The following is an 11,681-nucleotide window of genomic DNA, read 5'->3' on the forward strand; positions in this document are numbered from 1 at the left end:
ATGAGCGACAACAGCCTGCGTCTGGTGTGGGTCTACCCCGACCTGCTCAGCACGTACGGAGACCAGGGCAACGCCCTCGTCGTGGAGCGCCGGGCCCGCCAGCGCGGCCTGGACGTGCAGCGCGTGGACGTGCGCAGCGACCAGCCGATCCCCACTTCGGGCGACATCTACCTGATCGGCGGCGGCGAGGACCGGCCGCAGCGCCTGGCCGCGGAGCGGCTGCTGCGCGACGGCGGCCTGGAGCGCGCCGTCTCGAACGGGGCGATCGTCTTCTCCGTCTGCGCCGGGTACCAGATCCTCGGCAAGGAGTTCGTCAACGACCAGGGCCAGCGCCAGGAGGGCCTCGGCCTGCTGGACGTCGTCACCGTGCGCGGTGAGGGCGAGCGGTGCGTCGGCGACGTCCTCGCCGACATCGACCCGCGCCTGGGCCTGCCGCAGCTGACGGGCTTCGAGAACCACCAGGGCGTCACGCACCTCGGCCCGACGGCCAAGCCGTTCGCCCGGGTGACGATGGGCCGTGGCAACGGCACCGGCGACGGCACCGAGGGCGCGTACAACGACACGGTGTTCGGCACGTACATGCACGGCCCCGTGATGGCCCGCAACCCGCAGATCGCGGACCTGCTGCTGAAGCTGGCCCTCGACGTGAACGCGCTGCCGGCCATAGACGACCGGTGGTACGAGGCGCTGCGCGCGGAGCGCATCGCGGCCGCCACGCAGCCCGCGTAGCGCCCGGCGGGCCGCTCATCGGGGCGGCCCCGTCATCATGTGTTCGGCCCGGTTTTCCCTAGGGGGAACCGGGCCGACGTCGTTTCGTACGACGAGTACGACCAGCATGTGGAGGATGGTTCAGCCCACTGCTCCACCGCTTGTAGGGTGGCCGTAGTTCCAACCGGACGACGTGGTCCGGTCGCCGGCCCACGTTGCAAAGGTCTCTCCCTGCCATGCGCATTGGTGTGCTCACTTCCGGTGGCGACTGCCCCGGCCTCAACGCCGTCATCCGATCCGTCGTGCACCGCGCCGTCGTCGACCACGGCGACGAGGTGATCGGCTTCCTCGACGGCTGGAAGGGCCTGCTGGAGGCGGACTACCGCAAGCTCGACCTCGACGCCGTCGCCGGCATCCTGGCCCGCGGTGGCACCATCCTCGGCTCCTCCCGGGTCCAGCCCGCGCACCTGCGCGACGGCGTGGAGCGTGCCCGCGGGCACGTCGCCGACCTCGGCCTCGACGCGATCATCCCGATCGGCGGCGAGGGCACCCTGAAGGCCGCGAACCTGCTCTCGCAGGCCGGTCTGCCGATCGTCGGTGTCCCGAAGACCATCGACAACGACATCGCCTCCACCGACGTCACCTTCGGCTTCGACACCGCCGTCGGCGTGGCCACGGAGGCCCTGGACCGCCTGAAGACCACCGCCGAGTCCCACCAGCGCGTGATGGTCGTGGAGGTCATGGGCCGCCACACGGGGTGGATCGCCCTGCACTCGGGCATGGCGGCCGGCGCGCACGCGATCGTCGTGCCGGAGCGTCCCTTCGACATCGAGGAGCTGACGGCGATCGTCGGCGAGCGCTTCTCCGCGGGCAAGCGGTTCGCGATCGTCGTGGTCGCCGAGGGCGCCAAGCCGCGCCCCGGGTCGATGGACCTGGAGGAGGGCGGCGTCGACATGTACGGCCACGAGCGGTTCGCCGGCATCGGCAACCGGCTCGCCGTGGAGCTGGAGCACCGCCTGGGCAAGGAGGCCCGGCCGGTGATCCTGGGCCACGTGCAGCGCGGCGGCACGCCCACCGCGTACGACCGGGTCCTGGCCACCCGTTTCGGCTGGCACGCGGTGGAGGCCGCGCACCGCGGCGAGTTCGGCATGCTGACCGCGCTGCGCGGGACGGACATCGAGATGGTGCCGCTCGCCGAGGCGACCTCGACCCTCAAGACGGTGCCGGCCCAGCGGTACGACGAGGCCCAGACGGTTCTGTAACCGTATGCCCGTTACGGCCGCCCCCGCGCGCAGGAGCGTGCGGGGGCGGCACTACTGTGGTGGGGCGCCACAGTCAAGGGAGTGAAGAGATGGACCACAGCGGGCACGGCATGGACATGGACATGGACCTGCCGCCCTTCACTCTCGGACGCGGGCTGGAGTTCTCCTTCGACGCCTTCTTCCTGATCGGCTCGCTGGTGGGCCTCGCCCTGTACGCGTGGGGGGTGCTGCGGCTGCGCCGGCGCGGGGACTCCTGGCCGCTGGGCCGGACCATCGCCTTCACCGCTGGCGTGCTGACCGTGGTCCTGGTGATGTGCACCAAGCTGAACGACTACGGCATGGTCATGTTCAGCGTGCACATGGTCCAGCACATGGTGATCAGCATGGTCACCCCGATCCTGGTGCTGCTGGGAGCTCCGGTGACGCTGGCGCTGCGCGCGCTGCCGCCCGCCGCCCGCGGCAGCAAGGGCCCGCGCGAACTGCTGCTGGCGCTGCTGCACAGCCGGTACATGCGGGTGGTCACCCACCCCGCCTTCACGATCCCCATGTTCATCGCGAGCCTCTACGCCCTGTACTTCACCCCGCTCTTCGACTTCCTGATGGGGAGCCGTACCGGGCACATCGCGATGATGGTCCACTTCCTCGCCGTCGGCCTCATCTTCTTCTGGCCGATCATGGGCATCGACCCGGGTCCGCACCGTCCGGGCTACGTGATGCGGATGCTGGAGCTCTTCGCCGGCATGCCCTTCCACGCCTTCTTCGGCATCGCCCTGATGATGGCGAGCCAGCCGATGATCAAGACGTACTCGGACCCGCCGGCCTCCCTCGGCATCGACCCGCTGCTCGACCAGCAGTGGGGCGGCGGCATCGCCTGGGCGTTCAGCGAGATCCCCTCGGTGCTGGTCCTGATCGCCCTGGTCTACCAGTGGTACCACTCCGAGCAGCGGGCGGCGAGGCGCTCCGACCGGGCCGAGGACCGCAACGGCGACAAGGAGCTGGAGGCGTACAACTCGTATCTCGCCTCGCTCCAAGCGCGTGGCCAGTAGCGGAACGGCACTGTCGCGGGCCACCATGGGGCATGACCGGATCCGTTAAGGCGATGGCTGTCATGACCTTCGCCGCACTGGTGGCCGTCGCCGCGTACTCCGTGGCCCTCGGCAGCAACGGCTGGCTGTGGTTCGGCTGGGTGGTGCTGGGGCTGCTGACCGCCGGGATGGCCGCCTCCCGCAATGTTTGAGGAATGATCCCACCGCCCCCTCCAGCCCGTGGCTCACCGTCCGTAAACTGGCGGTGACAACGGGATATCGACGGGAGCGGCCTGGTGTTCTACCACTTGCTCAAGCACGTGTTGCTCGGTCCTCTGCTGCGGCTGCTGTTCCGGCCGCGGATCGAGGGCCTGGAGAACATCCCGGCGGAGGGTGCCGCGATCGTCGCGGGCAACCACCTGTCCTTCTCCGACCACTTCCTCATGCCCGCGATCCTCAAGCGGCGGATCACCTTCCTCGCGAAGGCCGAGTACTTCACCGGGCCCGGCGTCAAGGGCCGGCTCACCGCCGCCTTCTTCCGCAGCGCGGGGCAGATCCCGGTGGACCGGTCCGGCAAGGACGCGGGGCAGGCGGCGCTGCGCGAGGGGCTGGCGGTGCTGGCCAAGGACGAACTGCTGGGCATCTACCCGGAGGGGACGCGCTCGCACGACGGGCGGCTCTACAAGGGGAAGGTGGGCGTGGCCGCGATGGCCCTGGGCGCCGGGGTGCCCGTGATCCCCTGCGCGATGGTCGGCACCTTCGAGATCCAGCCGCCCGGGCAGAAGATCCCGAACATCCGGCGGGTGACGATCCGCTTCGGCCGGCCGCTGGACTTCTCCCGGTACGCCGGAATGGAGGGCGAGCGGGCGATCCTGCGGGCGGTCACCGACGAGATCATGTACGCCATCCTCGAGCTGTCCGGCCAGGAGTACGTCGACCGGTACGCCGCCGAGGTGAAGGCCGAAGAGGAAGCCGAACGGAAGAAGGAGCAACGGAAGAAGGCCCGGCGCTCCGCGCGCTGAGCCTTCTCCCGTACGGACGGTCCGGACTAGCGGACGGCCGGCAGCTCCTCACGGGCCGGCCACTCGCTGCCCGTTCCGTGGTCGAGCGACAGCGCGGCGACCTTGGCCGGGGCGACGGGCGTGGCGTGCGGGGCGCACGTGACGTCCTGCGCGTCGACCTTGCCGGTCAGCAGGTAGGTGTCCACCCGCGTGTTGATGCAGGGGTTCTGCAGGCTGGTGACGCCGTGCGAGCCGGCGTTCTGCTCGGTGATCAGACGCGAGCCGGCGAGGCGGCGGTGCAGCTCGACCGCGCCCTTGTACGGCGTGGCCGCGTCCCGCTCGGACTGGACGATCAGGATCGGCGGCACGCGCTTGGCGCCGACCGCGATCGGGGTGCTCTGCTTTGCCTTCCAGGTCGCGCAGGGCAGGTTCATCCACGCGTTGGACCAGGTCAGGAACGGGTACTGCTCGTGGAGCTTGGTGTTGTCCCGGTCCCACTTGGTCCAGCTGGTGGGCCACTTGGCGTCGGCGCACTCGACCGCCGTGTAGACGGCGTTGCTGTTCTCCGAGGCCGCGTTGCCCTTGGTGTCCGTCATGTCCGGGGCGATGGCGTCGACGAGCGCCTGCTCGTCACCGGCGGCGTAGGCGGCCCAGGTCTGCGCGACGGGCACCCAGGAGGAGTCGTAGTACGGGGCGCCCTGGAAGAAGCCGATGAGCTCGGCCGGGCCGACGACCCCGCCGATCGGCTGGGCCTTCGCCTTGTTGCGCAGCTCCTGCCACTTGGCCTCGACCTTGGCGCGGGTGTCGCCGAGGTGGAAGACCCCGTCGTTCTTGGCGACCCAGTCCTGCCAGTCGTTCCAGCGCATCTGGAAGGCGACGTCCTGGCCGAGGTTGGCCTCGTACCAGATGTTGTCCTGCGAGGGGTCGACCACGCTGTCGACGATCATGCGGCGCACGTGGGTCGGGAAGAGGCTCGCGTAGACCCCGCCCAGGTAGGTGCCGTAGGAGACGCCGAGGAAGTTCAGCCTCGCCTCGCCGAGGGCGGCGCGGATCACGTCCATGTCGCGGGCGCTGTTCGGCGTGGTCATGTGCGGCAGCATCTCGCCGCTGCGCTCCTTGCAGCCGTCCGCGTACTCGGCGGCGAGCTTGCGCTGGGCGAGCTTGTCGGCCTCGCTGTCCGGGACCGGGTCGGCCTTGGGGGCCTTCACGAACTCCTGCGGGTCGATGCAGGAGATGGGCGCGGAGTGGCCGACACCGCGGGGGTCGAAGCCGACGAAGTCGTACGCCTTGGAGGCGTTGACCCACAGCGGGCTCTTGGTGGTGACCCGGCGCGGGAAGCGCATGCCGGAACCGCCGGGGCCGCCGGGGTTGTAGACGAGCGCGCCCTGGCGCTCCTGCTTGGTGCCCGTGCTGCCGATCCGGTCGACGGCGATGTCGATGGTCTTGCCGTACGGCTTCGCGTAGTCGAGCGGGACCTTCACCCAGCCGCACTGGATGGGCTTCTCAAGGCCCCAGTCCGCGGGGCAGTCCTTCCAGTCGATCCCGGTACGGGCGGCGCGGGCGGCGGCGATCTGGACCCCCAGCACCTCCGGCAGCTTCGGGCCGTTGTCGGTCTGGGCCGCTGCGGCCGGCGGGGCCAGCAGCAGGCCCGCCGCCAGTGTGCCGGTGATCAGTGTGGCGGCGCTCCCCAGCGTCGCGTTGCGTATCACGTGGTTGTTCCCCCTGCGTCAGGTGCCGCCGTGGGCGGCCGTGTTGGTCGGGTTCGGTCGTCGGCGTGCAGGGGGATCTTGTCTTCTGATCCGGGACCGGCGACAGAGCCGGATCGACTTCTTTGCCAACCCGATAACCGGAAAGGTGTGTACCGCTGAGCGGTGTCTGATTCCTCCCCCGTTCACCCGTGGTAGGTGCGGCAGGCCTCGTCGAGCACCTCGCGCAGCCGCAGGGCGTCCGGGGCCAGGGCCGTCACGAGGACGGCCGGCCCGGCCAGCGGGGTCACCACGGCGTACTCCCCCAGCACCCGGGCGGCGGGCGGGTCCCCGGCGAAGGCGGGGTCCACGACGAGGAGCTGGCCGAGCGCCCGGTGGCCGGCCAGGCCCGCCGGGCCGTCCCAGCCGCCGGGCGAACCGGGGCCGCAGGTGAGCTCCTGGTCCAGCAGCGGCCGGCCGCCGCGCGTGACGGTGAGCCGGCTGCTCAGCCGTCCCGGGGCCTCGCCCGAGCGGCCCAGCACCTGCTCCTCGCGCAGCAGCAGACGGGCGGTGGGGGCCAGTGCGACCCGGGTGTGCACCCGCAGTTCGCTGCCGCGCACCGAGACCAGCGGCTCCGGCAGCCACCGTACCGACGCCCCGTCCTCCAGGGTCAGGCGTACGTCGTACCGTGCGGGCTCGCCGCCCCGGCCGGGCAGCGCCAGGGTGGCCGCGGCCGAGGCGAGGGCGAGTTGCGCGCCGGGCCCGGCGGCGGCCTCGACGGTGAGGTGGTCCCCGCCGAGCGGCGCGCTCATCGCGCCGACCAGCACGACCCGGGCCTCGGCCCCCGACCCCCGGGTGCGGCGCAGCGCGAGCGGTCCCTCGCCGGCCAGCAGCGGCAGCGCGGTGCCGCCCCGCCCGTCGGCCACGGCGTGGATGCGGGCGGTGGCCCGCAGACCCGAAGCGGGCAGGGGGACGGAGTCCGCAGGGACCCCGGGCGGGCGGACGGAGTCCGCAGGGACTCCGGGCGGGGAGAGCGGAGGCGCGCTGGTCACCGTACGGTCCAGGCGGCGATCCGCTCCCGCACCCAGGCGGCCACGGGGGCCACGCCTCCGGGACCGCGCAGCGACTGGAAGGCGACGGGCAGTTCACCGCGCTGCTCGGCGGCGTCGCGCGCCATCCGGCCGAGGTCGGAGCCGACGTACGGGGCGAGGTCGGTCTTGTTGACGACGAGGAGGTCGGCGGTGGTGACGCCGGGGCCGCCCTTGCGGGGGATGTCGTCCCCGCCGGCCACGTCGATGACGAAGATCTGGGCGTCGACGAGTCCCCGGGAGAAGGTGGCGGTGAGGTTGTCCCCGCCGGACTCGACGAGGATCAGGTCGAGCGGTCCGCTCTCCCGGAAGGTGTCCTCCAGTTCCTCGACGGCCTCCAGGTTGGCGGAGATGTCGTCGCGGATGGCGGTGTGCGGACAGGCCCCGGTCTCGACGGCGGTGATCCGCTCGGGCGGCAGGACGGCCTCGCGGAGCAGGAACTCGGCGTCCTCGCGGGTGTAGATGTCGTTGGTGACGACGGCCATGGACAGTTCGGTGCGCAGCGCACGGCACAGGGCGGCGACGGTGGCGGTCTTGCCGGAGCCGACGGGTCCGCCGAGTCCGATGCGCAGGGCGCGCCGGGTGCCGTCGGCGCGGAGCGGGTCGGCGCTGTGGGTGTGCCGGTGGGGGTAGGTCACGGCGTGGTCGAGGTGCATGGGGGTGTCTCCTTCAGGGGGTCAGGAAGCGAACAGCCGTACCGGCCAGCCGGCATGGACCTCGGCCGAGATGTCCAGCAGCGGCGAGGAGGCGGCGGGCAGCGCCTCCGGCCCTTCCGAGCGGGCCCGCAGCGCGGCCCCGGCCGCCTGTGCGGAGACCGCGTCGAGGTCCGGGGCGAGCCGGGCCAGGACCCCGCTCGCCTCGAAGGGGTCCAGGCCGAGGAGCCGTACGGTCGCGGTCGCGGGCCCGCTGACGCTCTCGTACGCCGCCACGTGCGCGGCATCGAGCGGCCCGAGCCCGGCCGCCCGGGCGGTGACGCCGAGCACGACGGGCTGGTGGGCGCCGCGCGGGAAGGCGGCGGCGAGTTCCTCCAGTTCGGCCGTCGGCCAGGTGGCCCGGGCGGCGCGCAGCAGCTGCCGCCCGAGCCTGCGGGCCGCGGTGCGCAGCGCGGGCGAGGGGGTGCGGGCGTCGGCGGCCGCGTCGAGCTCCGCCGGGTCGAGCCCGAGGGCGGCGGCCGCGGCGAGCCCGGCGGCGGTGAGTCCGGCGGTGTGCAGCCGGCCCCGGCAGAACTGCTCCAGGGTGGCCGCGTCGTGGATCCGGCCCGCCTTGCAGGCGGCCTCGGCCCCGCCGGAGTGGGCGTGGCCCCCGGCGGGAAAGCGGCCGTCGGCGAGGACGAGCAGCGCGGCGAGACTCACGGCAGGAGGCCTCTCATCATCAGGCTGCGCCCCATCAGAAGAGGAAGTACCGCTGGGCCATGGGTAGTTCCGTCGCGGGGGCCGGTTCCACGGCCTCCCCGTCGATGGTGACCGTGAAGGTGTCGGCGTCGACCTCGACCCTCGGCATGGCGTCGTTGTTGCGCATGTCGGCCTTGCTCACCTTGCGGGTGCTCTCGATGGCGGTGAACTGCTTGCCCAGTCCGAGGCGTTCGGGCAGTCCGTCGTCGAGGGCGGCCTGTGCGGTGAAGTTCAGCGAGTTCAGGGCGGGGGCACGCCCGTGGCTGCCGAACATGGGCCGGGGCATGACGGGCTGCGGGGTGGGGATGGAGGCGTTGGCGTCGCCCATCTGCGCGTAGGCGATCTGGCCGCCCTTGATGACGAGCTCGGGCTTGACCCCGAAGAAGGCGGGGTTCCACAGCACGAGGTCGGCGAGTTTGCCGGTCTCGACCGAGCCGATCTCGCGGGCGAGCCCCTGGGCCACGGCGGGGTTGATCGTGTACTTCGCGACGTAGCGGCGGGCCCGGTGGTTGTCGGCGGGCCCGTCGCCGGGGAGGAAGCCGCGCCGCTTCTTCATCACGTGGGCGGTCTGCCAGGTGCGCAGAACGACCTCGCCGACGCGGCCCATGGCCTGGGAGTCGGAGGAGATGATGGAGATGGCCCCGAGGTCGTGCAGGACGTCCTCGGCGGCGATGGTCGAGGGCCGGATGCGGGATTCGGCGAAGGCGAGGTCCTCGGGAACAGCCGGGTTGAGGTGGTGGCAGACCATCAGCATGTCGAGGTGTTCCTCGACGGTGTTGACGGTGTGCGGCCGGGTGGGGTTGGTGGAGCTCGGAAGGATGTTGGGCTCGGAGACCACGGTGATGATGTCGGGGGCGTGCCCGCCGCCCGCGCCCTCGGTGTGGTACGAGTGGATGGTCCGGCCGGCGATGGCCGCGAGGGTGTCGCCGACGAATCCGGCCTCGTTGAGGGTGTCGGTGTGGATGGCGGCCTGGGCTCCGGTCTCCTCGCAGACGCTCAGGCAGGCGTCGATGACGGCCGGGGTGGATCCCCAGTCCTCGTGGAGCTTGAATCCGAGTGCGCCGCCGCGCAGTTGCGCGTGCATGGCCTCGCGGGACATGGTGTTGCCCTTGCCGAGGAGGCCGATGTTGACGGGGTAGGCCTCCAGCGCCGCGAACATCCGGGCCAGGTGCCAGGATCCCGGCGTGACGGTGGTGGCCTTGGTGCCTTCGGCAGGTCCGGTGCCCCCGCCGACCAGGGTGGTGGTCCCGGAGGCCAGCGCCTCCTCGATGATGGTCGGGGAGATGAAGTGCACGTGGGCGTCGACGGCGCCGGCGGTGACGATCTTCCCGTTGCCTGCGATGATCTCGGTCTCGGGGCCGATGACGAGGGTGGGATCGACCCCGTCCATGGTGTCGGGGTTGCCGGCCTTGCCGATGCCGCAGATCCGGCCGTCGCGGATGCCGAGGTCGGCCTTGACGATGCCCCAGTGGTCGAGGACGACGACCCCGGTGATCACGGTGTCGGGTGCGCCCTCCGCCCGGGTGGTGCGGGACTGCCCCATGGATTCGCGGATCACCTTGCCGCCGCCGAAGACGGCCTCGTCCCCGGCGCGGCCGGGGCCGCCGCTGAGGTCCTGCTCGATCTCGACGAAGAGGTCGGTGTCGGCGAGCCGGATCCGGTCGCCGGCGGTCGGCCCGAAGAGGTCGGCGTACACCTGGCGGGAGATCTCAGCCATCGAGCGGCCCTCCGGTCTCGCCGCGCAGTCCCGGTACGGTGCGCAGGCCCGCCAGCGGTACGAGTTCCACGGCGACCGGGATGCCCGGCTCGAAGCGGACGGCCGTGCCGGCGGCGATGTCGAGCCGGAGCCCGCGGGCGGCGGCGCGGTCGAAGTCGAGGCCGGGATTGGCCTCGGCGAAGTGGTAGTGGGAGCCGACCTGGACCGGGCGGTCGGCGGCGTTGAGCACGGTGAGGCGGGTGACGGGGCGGCCCTCGTTGAGGCGCACCGGACCGTCCCCGTAGGCGATCTCGCCGGGGATCATGCGGGTACTCCTCTTCAGACGATGGGGTCGTGGACGGTGACGAGCTTGGTGCCGTCCGGGAAGGTCGCCTCGACCTGGACGTCGTGGATCATCTCGGGGATCCCCTCCATGACGTCCTCGCGGTGCAGGACGGTGCGGCCGGAGGCCATCAGCTCGGCCACGGTCCGGCCGTCGCGCGCCCCTTCGAGGATGTGCGACGTGATCAGCGCGATCGCCTCGGGGTGGTTGAGGCGGACCCCGCGCGCCCTTCGCTTCTCGGCCACGTCCGCGGCCACGTGGATGAGCAGTCTCTCCTGCTCGTGCGGTGTCAGATGCACTCGTAATCACCAAGTTTCCGGGACAAGATCAACAACGCGCCGGAGCGACCCTAGCGGCCGTCAACACTTTGTTGACCTGCACATATCCGAGCCAAGCGTGTCTTGCCCAACGCAGAGGAAGGCTTTCCGTCCCGACCACCGTCGCTTTACCGGATGATGGGTGATCATTGGCGGTCGAACGTGGCCGCCACGCTAGGGGCCGCGCTTTTCCGCTGCGTTAACCCACGTTTCGGGCAGGCACCCGGTTCAACTCCGCTGCCTCGAGAACCCTGTTCCGTATACGGAATCGCATACGGATCCCCCGCCGAGGAGACAGATGTTCGTCAACCCAGTCCGGCACATCACCTTCGACGCCCTCGACCCCTACCGGGTCGCCGAGTTCTGGTCGGCGGTGACCGGCTTCCCGATCCACCCCGACGACGTGGAGGGGGACGACGAGATCCTGCTGGAGCCGTCACAGCCCGGCGTGCCCGGACTGCTGTTCATCCGGGTGCCGGACGCCAAGTCCGTCAAGAACCGCGTCCACTTGGACATCCAACCGCCGACCGGCACCCGGGACGAGACCGTCGAGCGGCTGATCGGGCTCGGCGCGAAGCTCGTGGACGACCGCCGCGACGCGGACGGCGTCATGGGATGGGTCGTGCTCGCCGACCCCGAGGGCAACGAGCTGTGCATCGAGCGCAGCGCGGCGGAACGCGGCACTGCCTGAGCCCGGTCAGCAGCCGGTCACGCTCCGCGCCGCCGCCGGCGCTCCTACGGCCCAGGGCAGCGCGATCCACACCGTCTTGCCGCCCTCCTCGGTGGGGGTGACCGAGAGCCGGCCGCCCGCCTCCGCGGCGAGCCAGCGGATGATGACCATGCCCCGGCCGTTGTCCTGCTGGACGGCGGCCGGCAGCCGCCTGGGCCAGCGCGGGTGGCTGTCGGTCACTCCGACGCGCAGCCACTCCTGACGCTCCAGCCGGATGTCGACCGTGAAGGTGGGCGACTGGCCGAAAGTGTGCTGTACGGCGTTGGTGGCGAGCTCCGAGACGATCAGCCGGACGCTGTCCGCGGTCTCGGCGTCTTCGGGGAGTCCCCATTCGCTCAGCACGTCCGCCACGTAGCGTCGGGCGGCGGCGACCGAGGCGGGATCGCTCGGCAGAGTGACGGATGCTTCCTGGTGGTCTGCCATGGCGACGGTCCC

14 protein-coding genes are annotated in these 11,681 nt (G+C 71.6%); 6 read left to right on the plus strand and 8 right to left on the minus strand.

All coding sequences use genetic code 11. The features are described 5' to 3' along the window. The 5 genes from OG472_RS09745 (at position 1) to OG472_RS09765 (ending at position 4,017) form a co-directional block, all read left to right on the plus strand. Positions 1 to 729 carry a type 1 glutamine amidotransferase gene (locus tag OG472_RS09745; protein WP_030660438.1) on the plus strand — a complete coding sequence of 243 codons (729 nt, stop codon included), beginning with the start codon at positions 1 to 3 and terminating at the stop codon, positions 727 to 729. A 215-nt stretch (positions 730 to 944) separates the two neighbouring features. Continuing rightward, complete coding sequence (locus OG472_RS09750; RefSeq protein ID WP_361757409.1) at positions 945 to 1,970, plus strand: 6-phosphofructokinase; 1,026 nt, start codon at positions 945 to 947, stop codon at positions 1,968 to 1,970. Between the two features lie 89 nt (positions 1,971 to 2,059). Beyond that, positions 2,060 to 3,016, plus strand: coding sequence for a cytochrome c oxidase assembly protein (locus OG472_RS09755; protein ID WP_401613039.1), 957 nt, complete (start codon positions 2,060 to 2,062; stop codon positions 3,014 to 3,016). Positions 3,017 to 3,048: 32 nt separating this feature from the next. Continuing rightward, positions 3,049 to 3,207, plus strand: a complete 159-nt coding sequence (locus OG472_RS09760) for a hypothetical protein (protein WP_327261325.1) — start codon at positions 3,049 to 3,051, stop codon at positions 3,205 to 3,207. A gap of 84 nt (positions 3,208 to 3,291) precedes the next feature. Further along, positions 3,292 to 4,017: a lysophospholipid acyltransferase family protein gene (locus OG472_RS09765; RefSeq protein WP_383574176.1), complete on the plus strand. Its 726-nt coding sequence runs from the start codon at positions 3,292 to 3,294 to the stop codon at positions 4,015 to 4,017. 26 nt (positions 4,018 to 4,043) lie between these two features. On the opposite strand, the gene OG472_RS09770 is transcribed toward OG472_RS09765, so the two are convergent. The 7 genes from OG472_RS09770 to OG472_RS09800 form a co-directional block, all read right to left on the minus strand. Next, a complete protein-coding gene (locus OG472_RS09770; protein ID WP_405941329.1) occupies positions 4,044 to 5,705 on the minus strand; it encodes an alpha/beta hydrolase in 1,662 nt (553 codons plus the stop codon). A 182-nt stretch (positions 5,706 to 5,887) separates the two neighbouring features. Continuing rightward, positions 5,888 to 6,649, minus strand: coding sequence for an urease accessory protein UreD (locus OG472_RS09775; protein WP_401613110.1), 762 nt, complete (start codon positions 6,647 to 6,649; stop codon positions 5,888 to 5,890). A gap of 80 nt (positions 6,650 to 6,729) precedes the next feature. Further along, a complete protein-coding gene (ureG, locus tag OG472_RS09780) occupies positions 6,730 to 7,425 on the minus strand; it encodes an urease accessory protein UreG (protein WP_401613035.1) in 696 nt (231 codons plus the stop codon). Between the two features lie 21 nt (positions 7,426 to 7,446). Beyond that, positions 7,447 to 8,121 carry an urease accessory protein UreF gene (locus OG472_RS09785; protein WP_401613033.1) on the minus strand — a complete coding sequence of 225 codons (675 nt, stop codon included), beginning with the start codon at positions 8,119 to 8,121 and terminating at the stop codon, positions 7,447 to 7,449. A gap of 34 nt (positions 8,122 to 8,155) precedes the next feature. Beyond that, positions 8,156 to 9,877: an urease subunit alpha gene (locus tag OG472_RS09790; RefSeq protein ID WP_401613031.1), complete on the minus strand. Its 1,722-nt coding sequence runs from the start codon at positions 9,875 to 9,877 to the stop codon at positions 8,156 to 8,158. Further along, positions 9,870 to 10,181, minus strand: a complete 312-nt coding sequence (locus OG472_RS09795; RefSeq protein WP_401613029.1) for an urease subunit beta — start codon at positions 10,179 to 10,181, stop codon at positions 9,870 to 9,872. Before OG472_RS09795 ends, OG472_RS09790 begins: the two co-directional genes overlap by 8 nt. Before the next feature lie 14 nt (positions 10,182 to 10,195). After that, positions 10,196 to 10,498 (minus strand): urease subunit gamma, encoded by a 303-nt coding sequence (locus tag OG472_RS09800; RefSeq protein WP_401613027.1) that lies wholly within the window; start codon positions 10,496 to 10,498, stop codon positions 10,196 to 10,198. Positions 10,499 to 10,814: 316 nt separating this feature from the next. Between OG472_RS09800 and OG472_RS09805 the strand changes: the two genes are divergently transcribed. Continuing rightward, entirely contained in the window at positions 10,815 to 11,207 is a 393-nt protein-coding gene (locus tag OG472_RS09805; RefSeq protein ID WP_401613025.1) for a VOC family protein, read from the plus strand. 6 nt (positions 11,208 to 11,213) lie between these two features. Here the strand turns inward: OG472_RS09805 and OG472_RS09810 are convergent, their stop codons facing one another. Further along, positions 11,214 to 11,669 carry an ATP-binding protein gene (locus tag OG472_RS09810; protein WP_383574162.1) on the minus strand — a complete coding sequence of 152 codons (456 nt, stop codon included), beginning with the start codon at positions 11,667 to 11,669 and terminating at the stop codon, positions 11,214 to 11,216. Positions 11,670 to 11,681: the final 12 nt, after the last annotated feature.

Origin of the sequence: Streptomyces sp. NBC_00207 (assembly GCF_045160965.1) — a bacterium.
GTDB lineage: Bacteria > Actinomycetota > Actinomycetes > Streptomycetales > Streptomycetaceae > Streptomyces.